A 16572-nucleotide genomic window follows, 5' to 3' on the forward strand; every position below is an offset into this window, starting at 1 on the left:
CCCTTCCCGCACGAGAGGAGACACATCCATGCGGAACCGAACTGCCCTCGTCACCGGAGCGGCGGGCGGCATCGGAGCGGCCGTCGCCCGAGAACTGGCCGAGCGCGGCGTCACCGTCGCCGCGGTCGACCGGGACGCCGAACGGCTGCGCGAGACAGTGGAAAAGGCCGTCGCCGACGGGCTGCCGACGGTCGCCTTCCCGGCCGACGTGACCGACAGCACGGACGTCGAGACGGTGGTCGCGGCCGTCGAGGAACGCCTGGGAGCGATCGACTTCCTGGTCAACGCGGCAGGAGTCCTGCGCCTGGGCGAGGTCGGCGCACTGTCCGACGACGACTGGAACAGCACCTTCGCCGTCAACGCGACGGGCGTGTTCCACCTGTCCCGCGCCGTCGTCAACCGGATGGTCCCGCGATCTCGCGGAGCGGTCGTCACGGTCGCCTCCAACGCCGCCGCCACCCCGCGCACGGAGATGGCCGCCTACGCGGCCTCGAAGGCCGCCGCCGAGATGTTCACCAAGAGCCTCGGCCTGGAGGTCGCCCGCCACGGAATCCGCTGCAACATCGTGGCCCCCGGCTCCACCGACACCCCCATGCTCTCCTCGATGTGGCGGGACGCGTCCGGACCCCGGGGCACGATCGACGGCCGCCCCGACGCCTTCCGGGTCGGCATACCCCTGCGCAAGGTCGCCAGCCCCGAGGACATCGCCCACGCCGTGGCCTTCCTCCTGTCCGACGACGCCTCCCACATCACCCTCCACACCCTCACCGTCGACGGCGGCGCCGGACTGGGCGCCTGAACGCGACCGCCGAACCCTCCGCCACGAACCCCGTCACGAGAGGAGAGGACACCCCATGGCCGGCCTACCGACCATCGAGACCTACCCGTTGCCGTCACCGGGAGACCTTCCCGCCAACAGCGCCCGCTGGACCGTCGACCCCGCTCGCGCGGTCCTGCTCGTCCACGACATGCAGCGCTACTTCCTGAAGCCGTTCGCGGAGCCGTTGCGCACCCGGCTGGTCCACAACGCGACGACACTGCGCCGCGAGGCCCTCGCACGAGGGATGCCCGTCGCCTACACCGCCCAGCCCGGCGGTATGACCGACGACCAGCGAGGTCTTCTCAAGGACTTCTGGGGCCCCGGCATGCGACCCGCCCCCGGGGACAGGCAGATCGTCGAACCACTCGCACCGACAGCCGGCGACTGGCTTCTCACCAAATGGCGCTACAGCGCCTTCTTCCGCACCGGCCTCCTCGATCTCATGCGCTCCCACGACAGGGACCAACTGATCATCTGCGGAGTCTACGCACACGTCGGCGTGATCACCACGGCCATCGAATCCTTCAGTCACGACATCCAGACGTTCCTCGTCGCCGATGCCATCGCCGACTTCGACGAACGACACCACCACGCCACCGTGGAATACGCCGCCCGCCGCTGCGCGGTGGTCACCACCACCAAGGAGACCCTCGCATGACCGCCACAGAGGACGGCTCCGGGACCGACGACCTGCTCGCGCTGATCCTGAGCCCCGAACCTCCCCCCTTCGCCCTGCTGCACCGACCGGAGTCGAACGGACCGGACGTCGTGGAGGTGATGGTCGGCGACGTCTCCACCCCCGGCACCCTCGCGGACATCCCCCGCCCCGCCCCCGAAACCCCGAACGGCACCCCCCGACACGAGGTCCTCGCCCTCGTGCCCTTCCGACAGATCGCCGAGCGGGGCTACGCCTGCGCCGCCGACGACGCCGACCTGGTCGCCCTGACCGTGACCGGACAGGCCACCCTCGACGCCGGAACCGTCATGGCGGCGATCCCCGACGGCCCCCTCCACACCACCGGCGGTCACTTCGACACCTCCGACGAGGCCTACGCCGAGACGGTGCGCCGCGTCGTCGCCGACGAGATCGGCACCGGCGCGGGCGCCAACTTCGTCATCAAACGTACCTTCGTCCTGGACATCACCGACTACACCCCGCACAGCGCCGCGATCCTCTTCAAGCGGCTCCTCCGAAGGGAGACAGGGGCCTACTGGACCTTCCTGGTCCACACCGGCGGGCGCACCCTGGTAGGAGCCACACCCGAGCGCCACATCAGCGTGCGAGGCGGCACCGCGGTGATGAACCCGATCAGCGGAACCTACCGATACCCCCCCTCGGGCCCGGCGCTCCCCGGGGTGATGGACTTCCTCGCCGACCGCAAGGAGGCCGACGAGCTGTACATGGTGGTGGACGAAGAGCTCAAGATGATGGGACGCGTCTGCGAACAGGGCGGTCGAGTGCTGGGACCGTACCTGAAGGAGATGGCCCGCCTCGCACACACCGAGTACATCATCGAGGGCCGTACCGACGCGGACCCCCGTGAGATCCTGCGCGAGACCCTGTTCGCCCCGACCGTCACCGGGTCCCCGCTGGAGAGCGCGTGCCAGGTCATCCGGCGGTACGAGGAGCGGGGGCGTGGCTACTACAGCGGAGTGCTGGCAGTGATCGGACGGGACGGCGAGGGCGGGCCGACCCTCGACTCCTCCATCCTGATCCGTACCGCCGACATCGACGCCGAGGGCCGGGTCCGGATCGGTGTCGGCGCGACCCTGGTACGACACTCCGACCCCTTGTCGGAGGTGGCGGAGACCCGCGCCAAGGCGGCCGGTCTGATCGCGGCGCTGGAGGAGGTCGGGCCGACGGGATTCGCCACGCACCCCGACGTGCTCGGCGCCCTGGGACGGCGCAACGAGACGATCTCGGGGTTCTGGCTGGGCCAGGACACGACCCGACCCGCGGAACGCCACCACCTCGACGGCCTGAAGGTCCTGGTGGTGGACGCCGAGGACACCTTCACCTCCATGATCGCTCACCAACTTCGCTCTCTGGGCATGCGCGTGACGGTCAGTCGGTACGACACCGCCTACCGGCTCACCGGCCACGATCTCGTCGTGATGGGACCCGGCCCCGGTGACCCGCGCGACGGCGCCCATCCCAAGATCGCCCACCTGGGCAACGCCGTGCGGCGGCTCCTCGCGGACCGGACGCCCTTCCTCGCGATCTGTCTCAGCCACCAGGTGCTCAGCCGCGAACTCGGTCTCGTCCTGGCCCGCAGGATCGTCCCGAACCAGGGCGTGCAACGCGACATCGACCTGTTCGGCAGGCGTGAACGCGTCGGCTTCTACAACGCGTTCGCCGCCCGCAGCCCCGAGGCGCGCATCCGGGTCGCGGGCGTCGGCCCCGTCGAGATCGCCCGCGACCCCGAGAACGAGGAGGTGCACGCCCTTCGCGGCGGGCACTTCGCCTCGCTGCAGTTCCACCCGGAGTCGGTGCTCACCCAGAACGGCGTGCCCATCCTCGCCGACATGGTCTCGAACCTGCTCCGCCCGACCTCTGGCAGGGCGCCGGAACACGAATCGAGAACCCCGCACCTGACGTACTCCCCGACCACCTGACGGGTTCCGCCGAGAGGCTTTGCCCCGCGCCCGAGACCCGGGAAGCATCTGCCGCGGGGAGACCCGAACTCCCGAGGAGGGAGCACACTATGATCAGCACGGGCGCGGCGAGGACGGGAAGGCCGCCCGCCGGAACGGCGATCCTGGGGACAGGATCGTGCCTTCCGTCGTACGTCGTGGACAATGCCGAGGTCGGAGCCCCGGCAGGGGTCGACGACGCCTGGATCCGCGCCAAGACGGGAATCCGCCGGCGCCGCAAGGCCAAGCCGGACCAGGCCACCTCGGACCTGGCGGTGGGCGCGGCGCGGGCGGCCCTCGAATCCGCGGGCGTCGGCCCCCGGGAGCTGTCGCTCGTCGTCGTCGCGACCTCGACCCCGGACTCCCCGCAGCCCCCGACCGCCAGTGTCGTCGCGGACGGACTCGGCGTCGCCCCGGGCACGGCCGCCTTCGACCTCAACGCCGTCTGCAGCGGGTTCCCGTTCGCCCTGAGCACCGCCGAGCGAATCCTGCGAGCCTCCGACTCCCGGTACGCCCTCGTGGTCGGCGCCGACGTCTACTCGCGCATCCTCGACCCCACCGACCGGCGCACCGCCGTCCTCTTCGGGGACGGAGCCGGGGCGGTGGTCCTCGGCCCCGCGCGCCCGGGACGGGGCCTCCTGGCGGGTCGACTGGCGGGTTTCCCCGCCGACCGCGATCTGATCGAGGTACCCGGCGGCGGCAGCCGCCACCCGGTGACCGCCCGGAACCTCGCCGCCGGGCGCCAGTACTTCACCATGAACGGCCGGGGTGTACGGGACTTCGTCGCATCCCATGTCGTGCCGGCCATCGCCGACTTCGTCGGGGACTGCGGGTACCGGCCGCAGGACGTGTCGCACTTCGTGCCGCATCAGGCCAACGGCCGGATGCTCGACGAGATGTCGGCCGCCCTCGGCCTGCCCGAGGGGCGCACCCGTACCAGCTACCGGGATCTCGGGAACACCGGAGCGGCCTCGGTTCCCGTGACCCTGGACCTCGCCGCCGGCGCCGGCGAGTTGGCCGATGGCGACCTCGTCCTGCTCGCCGCCTTCGGCGGCGGCATGGCGATGGGACTCTCCCTGCTCGCCTGGCAGGACCCGCGCACGACGCGGACTTCGTGAACTTCCCCTTCCCCGCACCCCCGAACCGTCACCCCACTAGGAGGAACCGATGCGCGACGACCTCGTCGAGGAGTACCTGCGCCGGATAGGCGCCGAACGGCCCGCCGACACCGACCTCGCCGGCTTGCGCTACCTGATGGAACGTCATGTCCTGACGGTGCCCTTCGAGAACCTGGACTACCACCTGGACCGGGAGATCTTCATGGACGAGAGGGTCCTGGAGAAGATCGTCCGGGGAAGGCGAGGAGGCGGCTGCTACGAACTCAACCCGGCCTTCTCGTACCTGTTGACGGCACTCGGCTACCGTGTCGAGATCCTGCCCGGCCGGGTACACCGACCCGACGGCCTCGGCCCGTTCCTCGGCCACTTGGCGCTCCGCGTGTGGGTGGACGCGGAGCCCTGGCTGGTGGACGTCGGATTCGGCAGGAACAGCAGGCACCCCCTGAGCCTCGCTTCTCGCGCCCCGCAGGAGGACCCCCACGGGGTCTACCGATTCGGCGACGCGGCCGACGGCACCGTCGATCTCCACCTGAACGGCAAGCCCCTCTACCAGGTGGACGAGCGGCCCGTGCGCGTCGCGGACTTCGCTCCCACCCTGTGGTGGTATCGCACCTCCCCCGAGTCCTCCTTCCTCCAGGGCCTCTTCTGCTCCGTGCGCACTCCGGACGGCCTGGTGACCCTGAAGGGAAACACGCAGATGAGCCTGGTCGCCGGCGAGGAGCGGAGCAAGCGGACACTGGCCGACGACGCCGAGTCCCTCGCGGCGTACGAGGAGCACTTCGGCATCCGCCTCGACCGGCTTCCCCGGGATCCCGGACTCGGCGTGACCGCCGGCGTGCGGACGGAGTGAGCGACGTGGCAGCCCTCGAAAACGCGGAGCGGGCCGACTTCGACGTCCTCGTCGTCGGCGCCGGCCCCTCCGGGCTGCTGACGGCCGTCGAGCTCATGCGCCGCGGAGTCCGGGTGAGGATCATCGACCGCGACGCCGAGCCCTCCACGACCCCGAAGGCGCTCTCGGTCTGGCCCCGCGCCCTCGACATTCTCCAGGACGCGGGGCTGGGCGACAGCGTGCACCGGGAGTCGGTGCGGATCGGCAGACTCAGCTACTTCTCCGAGCGCCGGCCCCTCGCGTCGTTCGCCTTGACGCGGGACACCGCCTGCCGGGTGCTGCCTCAACACGAGACCGAACGACTTCTCACCCGCCGACTGCACGAGCTGGGCGGCAAGATCGAGCGGTCCACCCGGCTGCTCGCGCTGGAGGGAGTGGACTTCTCCGACGCCCTCGCGGACGGCGGCGTGGTCACCGCCGTCGTGGAGGGCGCCGACGGTGTCGTACGGCGGATCGACGCCCCCTTCGTCGTCGGCGCGGACGGCGCGGGCAGCGCCGTCCGCGGCCAGTTGGGCATCGGCTTCGAGGGCAGCACCTACGGCATGGCGTTCGCCCTCGTCGACGCCCGTGTCGAAGGAGACCTCCCCACGGACGAATGCCTTTTCTACCAGTCCTCCGGCGGTGCCCTCGTGGTCGTCCCCATGCCCGACGGCGTCCACCGCTTCCTCTCCGTCATGCCCAGAGGCAAGGAGGAGGTCACGCTCGACCTGATGAGGGACATCGTCGACGAACGCGGGCCCCGAGGCGTACACCTGACGGAGGCGGTCTGGCAGGCGGTGTTCCGCGTGCACGCCCGGCACGCCACCAGGTTCCGCACGGGCAGGGTCTTCCTGGTGGGCGATGCCGGGCACGTGCACAGCCCGGCCGGTGGCCAGGGGATGAACAACGGCCTCCAGGACGCCCAGAACCTCGGGTGGAAGCTGGCCGCAGTGATTCGAGGCGAGTCCCCGCCCTCCCTGCTGGAGAGCTACGGAAGGGAACGCTCCGAGGCCACCCGACAGATCGTCCGCGACACCGACCTCCAGACGAGGGCCTGGGTGGCCGACAGCCCGATCAAGGTTCGGGCCAGGGATGCCGCCTTCCGGCTGTTCGAACGTACCGGAGTGGTCACACGGTTCTACACCCCCGTGATGGCCGGACGAAGACTCGCCTACCCGCCGACGCGGGAGAGTCAACGCCCCTCCGGGATCAGCCGCTGCGGACTGCGCGACCGAATCCCCGGTGGCCTCAAGCCGGGCGCGGTCTTTCCTCGAAGGACGGCGCTCGCCCACGCGGTCTCCGGCCCGAAAGCCGACCCCCACGCCTGGACCCTGGTCGTGGTCCCACCCGACGCGGCCTGGTCGAGGGAGATCGGGCACATCGCCCGGCGCTACGGAACGCTTCTTCGCACCGTCGTCCTCCCGCGGCGCGAGCTGCGCTCCGAAGGCGCCTGCTCCCGGCCCGGCTACCACCTGGTACGCCCGGACGGGCATCTCGCGGCCCACGGACACCAGGGCGATCTGGTGCGCTTGGAGCAGGAGTTGGAAGGAAGCCTGTGCCGGCGTCCGACCCACCGGGACGCGCGTGCCACCACGACGGCGACCATGCCGGGAACCGACCTGACACTAAACGCCGACGTCCCTCCCGACGAGTCACCACCACCCGTAGTCTCGGCGAGGTGAGAGCGGGGAGGCGCCGCACGGGCGGACGTGCCCGCGAGTCGCACTCCTCCGCCTCCCACCCCACCAGGCGAGCACGCCGGCCCCGCGGGCCGTCGGCGCGAGGGCACCACCGGCCCTCGCGACGGTCGACCCCGCGTCCCGGGGGCGGCGGGCATCGCCTCGCCCCGTCCCGCGGGCCGCCCCTCGGGTGACCGAGTGGCGCGCCCGCCCTGGCGGCCCGACCACGTGCGTAGCTGGTTCGACCGGAAGCGACCGCGGCCGGACGACCGATCCCGTTCGGGATCGACTCCGTTTCCCAACCCCCCACGGAAAGGCACAGACATGCCGTCTTCGGCCACAGGCGCCGTCACCCCGGCGCCGCGCCACCGGCCGGGTCTCCTCCTGGCGCTGCTGGCGTTCGCCCAGCTGATCATCTCCATCGACTACAACATCGTGTACGTCGCCCTGCCCGAGATCGGCTCCGATCTCGGATTCTCCGCGCAGAACCTCCAGTGGGTGATCAGCGCCTACGCGGTCGCCTTCGGCGGGTTCCTTCTGCTCGGCGGACGCGCCTGCGACCTGTGGGGTCCGCGTCGGATGTTCATCCTCGGCTTGTCGCTGTACGGGGTCTCCTCCCTCGTCGGAGGGCTCGCCACGACACCCGAACTGCTCGTGGCCGCCCGCGCCGTCCAGGGCATCGGCGGCGCCTTCCTCTTCCCGGCCACCCTCACCCTGGTCTCCACCAAGTTCGCCGAGGGCCGCGAGCGCAACAGGGCCTTCGCCGTGTGGGGCACCGCCGGCGGGTCCGGGATGATCGTGGGCTCGCTGCTCGGCGGGGTGCTGACCGAGGCGCTGGGCTGGGAGTCGGTCTTCTTCGTCAACGTTCCCCTCGCGCTGCTCGCCATCGCGTGCGCCGTCCCGCTGATCGCCCCGGACGTCCTCGGCGACGTCCGACGCCGCTTCGACCTGGCCGGTGCCCTCACCGCCACGATCGGAACCACCGCCGTCGTCTTCGCTCTCGTCCAGGGGCCCGAGTCGGGCTGGAGCTCCTCGACCGTCCTGGGATCCCTCCTCGTCGGCGCGGTGTTGTTGGTGTCCTTCGTCGTCGTCGAGCAGCGCAGCAGTGACCCCCTGATGCCGCTCCGCCTGCTCCGCAACCGCAACCTGAGCACCGGCAGCGCCGTCACCTTCCTCTACATGGCCACCTTCGGCACCCTGTTGTACTTCCTCACCGTCTACTTCCAGGTGGTGCGAGGCTACAGCGCCCTGGAGACCGGACTCGCGTTCCTGGTTCCGATGGTCGCCATCGCCGCCGGTGCGCAGACCGCGGGGAGGCTGGCCACCAGGTACGGCATCCGCGCCGTCATGATCGCCAGCCTGGTCGTGGGACTGGTCGGCACGGTGATCATGGGCCTGACCCTCGCCACGGACACCTCCTACCTGGCACTCGTCCCGGGCATGCTCGTGATGGGCGTAGGCCAGGGCGCCGGCTACACGCTGATGTTCGGGGCCGCCACCGTCGGGGTCGACCCGATGGAGCAGGGCATCGCCTCCGGCACCGCCTCCACCACCCAGCAGATCGGCGGGGCGGTCGGTCTCGCCGTCCTGGTGGCCGTGGCCAACTCCGGTCTGGAGGGCCTGGGCGGCGAGGCGCTCGTGGCGGCCACCACGGACGGACTGCGAACCGCGGTCTTCCTCGCCGCCGTCGGGATCGGACTGACCGTTCTGGTCTCCCTCGGTCTGTCCAAGCCCGAGAAGAAGATCGTGGACAGCTCCCCCCGGACCGCCCCGATCGCCGAAGACCGGGAGACGGTCGGAGCCTGAGGTCTCCACCGAGCGTCCTCCAGCCCCGGGCACCGTCCGAGGTGGGGACTTGACGGATGACCCGCCGTCCGGTTGTCGAGCCCGTCACCCGGTCGGAGGATCACGTCATGTCGAACTCAAGGGTCCTGGAGGCTCCGGGGAGGACCGCCCCGCTGGCCGCGACCGTGGTCACCGTGTCCCTCATGGGCGTGCTCGTGGTCGGGCAGATGTACGTGACCATCCCCCTGATGCCGCGGATCGCCGACGCCTGGAACGTGGACACCGCCTCGGCGGCGGTGTCCACCACCGCCTTCGCCCTGGCGCACGCCGTCGGCTCGCTCCTCAGCGGACCGCTGTCCGACCGCTGGGGGCGACGCACCGTCATGGTCGGCAACGTCGTGGCCATGGCCGGCGTCACGGCCCTGGTGCCGCTCGCCTCCGACCTGGGCACCGGCGTCGTCCTGCGCTCCTTCCAAGGGCTGTTCGCCGGTTCCTTCATCCCGATGGCCTACGCCTACCTCCACGCCCGTGTCGCCGAGCGGAGCGTTCCCCTGGCCCTCACCGTGGTGTCCGCCTGTATGGGCGCCACCGTGGTCGTCGGACAGGTCCAGGCACAGTTGCTGGAGGCGACGCTCGGCTGGACCTCGGTTTTCTGGGGTACGGCGCCCCTGCTGTTGGCGGGTGCCGCGGTGACCTGGCGGGTGCTGCTGCCGGACCCGCCGCCCCCGCCCTCCGCGAACCGGACCGCCGTCCGACTCGACGGCGTGCGCGGCGCGTTCACCGCCCGAGTGGTGCCGCTCTACCTGGCCATCCTGGTCGGTGCCGGGGCGCTCACCGCGCTCTACACCGGGGTCCAGCTCTACGGACCGCCCGAGGTGGGGCGGGACGGCTCGGCCATGCTCGCCCTGCGTTCCGCGGCCCTGCCCGCCCTGCTCGTGGCCGTGCTGCTCGCCCCCGTCCTCGGGCGGTTCAGGGCCACGCGTCGCGCATACGGCGCCTTCGCCGTCACCCTCGTGGCGATGATCCCCGCCGCCGCCGGGGGAGACCGGGCGGTGCTCTTGGGAGCCGCCCTGTTCGTGTTCATGTTGGGGTTCTCCACCCTCGGCCCCGCCCTGATCCAGACCGTCGGCGGCCAAGCCGGCGCCGCCCAGACCACCGCCATAGCCGTCTATGGCTTCACCCTGAACGTGGGAGCCGGAACCGGCGCCCAACTGGCTCCACTCTTCAGCGACTTCGGCTCCCTGGCCGGTGCCCTGGCCGCGGCACTCGCCGGTGCCGCCTGCTGCGTCCTCCTCTCGGCGCGCCACGGCAGGAGAGACCTGACGAACTAGGCGGGCACCCCGTTGTCGCGGGGTCGCCGCCCCCGCACGATGCGTCCGGACCCCATACCCGCGACCTCCGTCTCTCAGGGAGCCCCACCATGACCAACGTCGCCGTCATCTACTACTCCTCCACGGGATCGACCCACCGCCTGGCCGTTGCAGCCGCGGAGGCGGCCCACGAGCAGGGCGCCGAGGTCCGACTCCGCAAGGTCGCCGAGTTCGCCGCCACCGGGAGGGCGGGAGCGAGCGAGCACGCCGCCGCGACCGCGGACATCCCCGAGGCGACCCTGGAAGACCTGGAGTGGGCGGACGCCGTCCTGCTGGGCTCGCCGGTGCACTTCGGCCTGGCCGCCCCCCAACTCATGCGGTTCATCAACACCACGTCGACGCTGTCCATCCCCGGCAGGCTCCTGGCCAAGGCGGTCTCCGCCTTCGCCTCGGGATCAGCGGAGCACGGGGGCCAGGTGACCACCATCCTCGCCCTGCACAACGCGATCTGCCACTGGGGTTCCGTCATCGTCGCGACCGGGTCCACCGACCCCGTCCTCTACGAGAAGGACAACGGCAACCCCTACGGCGCCGGAACCGTCGCCGGCGACCGACCCGGGTTCGTCCACGAGGCGAACACTCGTGCCATCGCCTACCAGACCCGACGCACGATCGAGGTCGCCGCCGCCCTGACCACCTCCGCGACCGTGCCCGTGCCGGCCACAGTGGCCCATTGACCAGAGCCGGCGACCGTCTCCCCACTCCCACCTCACACTCAGGAGCCAGCATGGCCGTCAGCGATCCCGCGCAGCTTCCGAAGGCCTTCGTCGAGGCGTTCAACGACCGGGACCTGGGCTCGATCGACCGGCTCTTCGAGCCCGACGCTGTCCGGGTCCTCACCCCCGGAGTGGTCGTCACGGGCGACAGACGCCGGCAGGCCACCAGCGACTTCCTCGCCCTGGGCCTCCCCATCGACATATCGGTCCGGCACGTCTACGTCCACGACGACATCGCCTTGATCGTCGGAGACTTCCTGATCGACGGCGTCGGGCCCGACGGCGAGCCGGTGCACGTCGAGGGCACCGCCACCGACGTCGCCCGCCGCGGAGCCGACGGCCTCTGGCGCTACGCGATCGACAACCCGCCGGGCGTCGAGCGCGGTTGACCTGACGGATTCCCCGAGTCCGGCCGGCGGAGCGAAGATTCCGCGACCAGGGTGTGTCGGAAAGCCCCCGCTCGCCCGCGGCCGGACCGGGCCGGTCCGCCGCGCACGCCCCCACAGAGGAGCACGAGGTTCATGACCAAGGTCGCCATTGTCTACTACTCGGCAACCGGAAACATTCACAAGATGGCGGTCGCCGCGGCGGAGGCGGCCGAGAAGGCCGGTGCCGAGGTCCGTCTCCGCCGGGTCGCCGAGATCACCGACGAGCCCCTCGCACCCAACTACACCGAGTGGTCCGACGCCAACGCCGAGCACGTCCGCGCCAGTAGGGACGTCGAAGTGGCCTCGATCGACGATCTGGACTGGGCCGACGCCGTGGTCTGGGGCACGCCCGGCCGGTACGGCCTGCCGGCGGGGCCGCTCAAGCACTTCATCGACCAGACCTTCGAGCTGCACGCCCGCCGCGGCCTCGTGAACAAGGCCATGTCCGCCTTCACGTCGACGGGCACGCAGCACGGAGGACAGGAGTCCACCGTGCTGGCCCTCAGCAACGTCTTCTACCACTGGGGAGCCGTCATCGTGCCCCCGGGCGTCACCGACGACATCCTGTTGGCACCGAGCAACGGAAATCCCTACGGCGTGAGCGCCACCTCGGGACTCCAGGCCATCCCGGGCCACCTCGCGCAGAACGTCACCGACGACAACCTCGCCGCCGTCGGTTACCAGACCCTGCGGACCCTCGAAGTGGCCGCCGCCCTGCGCAAGGGGCTCCCCGGGGCATAGGTCGATCGATCGTCCCGCGAGGGCCGGATCGCCACCCGGGCGGCCCGGCCCTCCGTCGCGTCCGCCGGACACGAGCCGAGCTGACGCAAAAGCCGACCACCACTTTCTCCCCCCAACCGACCGTGACAATTTCGTCCGAGGTGATAGCCCAGATCCCGGTCCCGTTCCCTGATGGGGGGAGAGCAGACGATGTTCACAGTGCCACCGAGCAAGAAGTTCCTCTACCTGGGGGTGATGTCCCAGCGTGCCGCGGTGCGGCACGCCGACACCCCGATCACCCTCGACCACGACATGCACGCCTTTCCGCGAACCGGTCGAAAACTGACGGTGAGGGAGTTCGCGGACCACGTCTCCGAGACCGCGAACCGACTGTGGGCGGCCGGCGTACGCCCCACCGAGCACGTCGCCATCCACAAGACGTCCAACTTCGACATCACCGTCCTGGCCTGCGCCGCGGCGCGCGTGGGAGCGGTCCCGGCGATGCTCTCGCCGCACCTGGACGGACCCACCGTCGACGAGCTGCTGCGACGGCTGCAAGGCCCCACACTCCTCACCGACGAGGCCAAGCTGACCGGCGACCTGGCCGACGTGGATCTCGGGAGTTCGACGAGCCGCGTCCTGACGGTCGCCGGATCCGGTCCGGGCGCCATCCCGCTCTCCCGGTTCGCGGGCGCGCCTGAACGCCGCCCGGTGATGCTGGCACCGGACGAACCGGCCCTCATGACACACACCTCCGGCACGACCGGGATTCCCAAACTGGTCGTCCACTCCGCTCGCTCGCTCGGTGCCCGGGGGAACTGGCAGAACAAGGTCGCCGGATTCATCCGCAAGCGCGAAACCGTGGCCATGCACGTCTCCTATGTGCATTCGCGCATGTATCTCGGACTCGCCGTCCTCCAGTTCCGCGGAATGCCCATGGTATTCATGGACGACGCCTCCCCGAAACACGTCGCCGACGTCCTGGTCCGGCACCGCCCCGGTGTCCTGGAGACCCACCCCAACTCGTTCCTCGAATGGGAGGCGATGCTCGACGACCCGCGCCGCCCGATATCCAACGTCAAGTACTTCAACAGCACCTTCGACGCCATCCACCCCAGCACCATGCACAAGTTCCTGCACGCCACCGACCGCGACCATCCCGTCTTCCTTCAGGTCTACGGACAGAGCGAGTGCGGACCGCTGGCCGCGCGCACCTACCGCCGACGCAACGCCCTCAAGGCCGACGGACGGTGCCAGGGCTACCCCACGCCGGGGATGACCAAGTACCGGCTGGTGAGCAGAGACGGCAAGCCGCCGACAAAGGAGTCCCCCGGCTACATCGACGTGTCGACCGCGGGCCGCGCCCTGACCTACCACGGGGAGGCGGAACGGTTCGACAAGCAGGTGATCGGCGAATGGTGGCGAGGAGGCGATGTCGGCTATCGGACCAAGTGGGGGTGCCTGCATCTGCTGGACCGGGAAGTCGACGTCATCCCCGGCATCGACTCCACCCTGGAGGTGGAGGACGCGGTCCTGAACAGACTCGAGGAACTCACCGAACTCGTCGTCGTCCCGGGCCCCGACGGCCGCGCAGTCCCTGTGGTGTGCACGCGCGACGACAAACCCCTCGACCCGACGCGATGGGCCGTCGCCGTCGCCGACCAACCACCACTGGCCGAGCCGCTCCACCGGACCCTCGCCGAACTCCCGCGCACCGCGACGGCGAAGATCAAACGACTGGAACTCGCCGGTCTGCTCGCCGTGTCCGCCCCCACCGGGGGCGAGCACGAAGGCCCCTCCGAGGCCCCCGACGACCCGCCCTCCCTCTGAGGAAGGCACCGGGGGCCGGCCCCGCGCGCCGCCCCGATGCGCAGCCACGCACACGCCCCGGGCCGAGCGACCGCCGCTTCGCCTCCGGCCCGGGTGACGGTGCGCCGCGGAACGGCGAGACACCCCGGTGAAACGTCCCCCAGCACCGTCGAGGTCCGGTGCGCCCACCCCGCACGAGGGGGGCGCACCGGACCTTCGCCGTGCCGCCGACATCCCGAGAACAGGGCCGACTCATCGAAATACTCGATGGCGCTTGGCCGTTCGCCCCCGACTTTGCTGCACTGTCCGTCGAGAAGGCGACCCGCCGTGAAGTGACGAATGGGGACTCACATGTCGAACGAACGCATCCGAGTGGCCGTGATCCTGGCGAGTGTCCGGAAGGGACGCTTCGGCCCGACGATCGCCGACTGGTTCGTCGGCACCGCCGAGCAGCGGGAGGACATCGAGACGGACACGATCGACCTCGCCGACTTTCCCCTGCCGACGGCCCTCACCGACGAGCCGACGCCCGAGGTCGCCGAGATCCATCGCGCGCTCTCCGCCCGCCTCGACGCCGCCGACGGCTTCGTCGTCGTGACGCCGGAGTACAACCACAGCTTCCCGGCGTCGCTGAAGGTGGTGGCGGACTGGACCCAGATGGAATGGCACGCCAAGCCCGTCGGTTTCGTCGGCTACGGCGGCCTGGCCGGAGGTCTGCGGGCGGTTCAGCAACTGAAGCACATCTTCACCGAGTTGCACGCGGTTCCGGTGCGCGACGCCGTCAGTTTTCACGGTCCCTGGGGCCAGTTCGACGAGACCGGTGCGCTGATCGACCCGACCGACGCCGAAGCGGCGGCGAAGGTGCTGTGGGACAAGCTCGGGTGGTGGGCGATGGCGACCAAGGAGGCCAAGGCCCGACGCCCCTACGACAACTGAGGACTCGCGACACTCGCGCCCGCACATCCCGGACCGCGGCGCCCGCCCCGTGCGTGGTCCCCGCCGGGCACGCCCGGCGCCGGCCGACCCACGGTCGCTCTCGTGCCGGCCGCGGGTCCGGTGCTCGCGACGTGACGCCGCGCCGGCCGGGGAGGCCCGGCCGACACGTGTGGAGCCCTCGCAGACGCGACGATCGGGTGCGAGGGTCGGTGCGTCCGACCGGGGTCAGCCACGCAGCGAGCGCTCCACGAGAGCGGAGGCGGCCCCCGTGTACCCCGTCGGATCGCACAGGGCGACGAGTTCGTCCACCGTGCCCTCCGGTAGATCCGCCACATCCGGCAGCGACCGGATCACCTCGCCCAGGCCCCGGCCTTCGCGGTGGACCCTCGCGGAGGCCTCGGCCAGCAGAGACCTGGCCCGCTCCCGGCCGACCAGCGGGGAGAGCGCGGCGGCGACCCGCTCCGACACCACCTGGCTCGCTGTCAGACGGAGGTTCTCGCGCATCCGCCCGGGACGGACCTCCAGACCGGACAGGAGCTCGACCGCCGTGTGGGCGGCACCGCCCGTCAGTCGCAGGCACTCGCGCAACAGATTCCACTCGGCGTGCCACACACCCGCCGAGCGTTCGTCCTCGGAGACCAGACACTGCGTCAGGGCCGCTGTCAGGGCGGGTACCTGAAGGGCCGAGCTGCGCACCAGGGTCGCCAGGACGGGGTTGCGTTTGTGAGGCATCGCCGAGGATCCACCGCGCCCCGCGCCTCCGGGCTCGGCCACCTCGCCGACCTCGGTTCTGGCGAGGGACTGCACATCGACCGCCGTCTTCCCGAGGGCTCCGGCGGTGAACCCGAGGACGGCGCCCAGGTCGGCCATCGGTGTGCGCAGGGCGTGCCACGGCAGCGGCGCGGCGGTCAGGCCCGTCTCCGCGGCGAAGGCGGCGATCAGGCGATCCACGTATTCGCCCGTTCGGGGTCTGTGCCCCCCCGCGCCGATCGTCGCGTACTCCAGATAGCCGGCGAGTGTGCCAGCCGCCCCGCCCAGGGACACGGGCAGGCCGGACGACAGCACCCGCGACAGGCGTCGCTCCGCGTCCAACAGCAGTCGGCGCCAACCCGCCGCCCGCAGACCGAAGGTCGTGGGCACGGCGTGCAGCCCCAGCGTGCGGGCGACCGCCGGGGTGTCCCGATGGGTGGCGGCCAGCGTGCCCGCCGCGTCGGCGGCGGCCCTCACGTCGGCGCGGATGATCTCCAGCGCCCGGGCGGCGATCAGCATGGCACCCGTGTCGAGGATGTCCTGGCTCGTCGAGCCGCGGTGGACGTACTCGGCAGCCGCCGGGTCCTCGGCCGCCACCACGGCGGTCAATGCCCGCACCAGTCCCACCACCGGGTTGGCCGTCTCCCGAGCGGCGACCGCCAGGGCGCGAAGGTCGAACCGTTCCGCACGGGCCGAGGCCGTGATGACCTCCGCCGCGTGGCGGGGCAGCGTGCCCAGCGTCGCCTGCGCGCGTGCCAGTCCCGCCTCGGCGTCCAGCATGGCCCGCAGCCACGCCGCGTCGCACACCGCCGCCTCCACCGGCGTTCCGGCCCGTACCGGGGAGAGCAGTCCCGCGTCGGTCAGGCTCGACACCGCGCCGGAGTGCTCCACGGTGGCCGATTCGAGGACGCCGGACCGCTCCGGTCCGACACCTCGGGC

At 71.2% G+C, this 16572-nt stretch carries 14 protein-coding genes; 13 read left to right on the forward strand and 1 reads right to left on the reverse strand.

Annotated elements, in window-relative coordinates; genetic code table 11:
- The first annotated feature begins 28 nt into the window (after positions 1–28).
- From JEK78_RS22465 to JEK78_RS22525, 13 genes are all read left to right on the forward strand, one after another.
- Complete coding sequence (locus JEK78_RS22465) at positions 29–799, forward strand: 2,3-dihydro-2,3-dihydroxybenzoate dehydrogenase (protein ID WP_200261988.1); 771 nt, start codon at positions 29–31, stop codon at positions 797–799.
- Between the two features lie 55 nt (positions 800–854).
- Entirely contained in the window at positions 855–1478 is a 624-nt protein-coding gene (locus tag JEK78_RS22470) for an isochorismatase family protein (RefSeq protein ID WP_200261989.1), read from the forward strand.
- Complete coding sequence (locus JEK78_RS22475; protein WP_200261990.1) at positions 1475–3436, forward strand: anthranilate synthase family protein; 1962 nt, start codon at positions 1475–1477, stop codon at positions 3434–3436. Before JEK78_RS22470 ends, JEK78_RS22475 begins: the two co-directional genes overlap by 4 nt.
- Positions 3437–3525: 89 nt before the next feature.
- Positions 3526–4572, forward strand: a complete 1047-nt coding sequence (locus JEK78_RS22480; protein ID WP_200261991.1) for a ketoacyl-ACP synthase III — start codon at positions 3526–3528, stop codon at positions 4570–4572.
- Between the two features lie 49 nt (positions 4573–4621).
- A complete protein-coding gene (locus tag JEK78_RS22485; RefSeq protein ID WP_200261992.1) occupies positions 4622–5422 on the forward strand; it encodes an arylamine N-acetyltransferase in 801 nt (266 codons plus the stop codon).
- A gap of 5 nt (positions 5423–5427) precedes the next feature.
- A complete protein-coding gene (locus JEK78_RS22490; RefSeq protein ID WP_200261993.1) occupies positions 5428–7122 on the forward strand; it encodes an FAD-dependent monooxygenase in 1695 nt (564 codons plus the stop codon).
- A 321-nt stretch (positions 7123–7443) separates the two neighbouring features.
- The gene (locus JEK78_RS22495) at positions 7444–8925 is read left to right on the forward strand and encodes an MFS transporter (RefSeq protein WP_200261994.1); all 1482 of its coding nucleotides are present in this window, start codon (positions 7444–7446) and stop codon (positions 8923–8925) included.
- Between the two features lie 107 nt (positions 8926–9032).
- Positions 9033–10235, forward strand: a complete 1203-nt coding sequence (locus JEK78_RS22500) for an MFS transporter (RefSeq protein ID WP_200261995.1) — start codon at positions 9033–9035, stop codon at positions 10233–10235.
- An 89-nt stretch (positions 10236–10324) separates the two neighbouring features.
- Positions 10325–10951, forward strand: a complete 627-nt coding sequence (locus JEK78_RS22505) for an NAD(P)H-dependent oxidoreductase (protein WP_200261996.1) — start codon at positions 10325–10327, stop codon at positions 10949–10951.
- 50 nt (positions 10952–11001) lie between these two features.
- Positions 11002–11379, forward strand: coding sequence for a DUF4440 domain-containing protein (locus JEK78_RS22510; RefSeq protein ID WP_200261997.1), 378 nt, complete (start codon positions 11002–11004; stop codon positions 11377–11379).
- A 132-nt stretch (positions 11380–11511) separates the two neighbouring features.
- Positions 11512–12159 carry an NAD(P)H-dependent oxidoreductase gene (locus tag JEK78_RS22515; RefSeq protein ID WP_200261998.1) on the forward strand — a complete coding sequence of 216 codons (648 nt, stop codon included), beginning with the start codon at positions 11512–11514 and terminating at the stop codon, positions 12157–12159.
- A 189-nt stretch (positions 12160–12348) separates the two neighbouring features.
- Positions 12349–13968, forward strand: coding sequence for an AMP-binding protein (locus JEK78_RS22520; RefSeq protein WP_200261999.1), 1620 nt, complete (start codon positions 12349–12351; stop codon positions 13966–13968).
- 330 nt (positions 13969–14298) lie between these two features.
- A complete protein-coding gene (locus JEK78_RS22525; RefSeq protein ID WP_200262000.1) occupies positions 14299–14883 on the forward strand; it encodes an NAD(P)H-dependent oxidoreductase in 585 nt (194 codons plus the stop codon).
- A 225-nt stretch (positions 14884–15108) separates the two neighbouring features.
- Here the strand turns inward: JEK78_RS22525 and JEK78_RS22530 are convergent, their stop codons facing one another.
- The gene (locus JEK78_RS22530) at positions 15109–16524 is read right to left on the reverse strand and encodes a lyase family protein (protein WP_242483442.1); all 1416 of its coding nucleotides are present in this window, start codon (positions 16522–16524) and stop codon (positions 15109–15111) included.
- Positions 16525–16572: the final 48 nt, after the last annotated feature.

The sequence above is a fragment of the Streptomyces sp. HSG2 genome (assembly GCF_016598575.1).
Lineage (GTDB): Bacteria > Actinomycetota > Actinomycetes > Streptomycetales > Streptomycetaceae > Streptomyces.

Excerpts from the sequence above, each read along its gene's own strand:
- JEK78_RS22470 (WP_200261989.1), top strand. The coding sequence starts at position 855 with ATGGCCGGCCTACCGACCATCGAGACCTACCCGTTGCCGTCACCGGGA.
- JEK78_RS22465 (WP_200261988.1), top strand. The coding sequence starts at position 29 with ATGCGGAACCGAACTGCCCTCGTCACCGGAGCGGCGGGCGGCATCGGA.
- JEK78_RS22500 (WP_200261995.1), top strand. The coding sequence starts at position 9,033 with ATGTCGAACTCAAGGGTCCTGGAGGCTCCGGGGAGGACCGCCCCGCTG.
- JEK78_RS22495 (WP_200261994.1), top strand. The coding sequence starts at position 7,444 with ATGCCGTCTTCGGCCACAGGCGCCGTCACCCCGGCGCCGCGCCACCGG.
- JEK78_RS22485 (WP_200261992.1), top strand. The coding sequence starts at position 4,622 with ATGCGCGACGACCTCGTCGAGGAGTACCTGCGCCGGATAGGCGCCGAA.
- JEK78_RS22520 (WP_200261999.1), top strand. The coding sequence starts at position 12,349 with ATGTTCACAGTGCCACCGAGCAAGAAGTTCCTCTACCTGGGGGTGATG.
- JEK78_RS22475 (WP_200261990.1), top strand. The coding sequence starts at position 1,475 with ATGACCGCCACAGAGGACGGCTCCGGGACCGACGACCTGCTCGCGCTG.
- JEK78_RS22525 (WP_200262000.1), top strand. The coding sequence starts at position 14,299 with ATGTCGAACGAACGCATCCGAGTGGCCGTGATCCTGGCGAGTGTCCGG.
- JEK78_RS22515 (WP_200261998.1), top strand. The coding sequence starts at position 11,512 with ATGACCAAGGTCGCCATTGTCTACTACTCGGCAACCGGAAACATTCAC.
- JEK78_RS22505 (WP_200261996.1), top strand. The coding sequence starts at position 10,325 with ATGACCAACGTCGCCGTCATCTACTACTCCTCCACGGGATCGACCCAC.
- JEK78_RS22510 (WP_200261997.1), top strand. The coding sequence starts at position 11,002 with ATGGCCGTCAGCGATCCCGCGCAGCTTCCGAAGGCCTTCGTCGAGGCG.
- JEK78_RS22480 (WP_200261991.1), top strand. The coding sequence starts at position 3,526 with ATGATCAGCACGGGCGCGGCGAGGACGGGAAGGCCGCCCGCCGGAACG.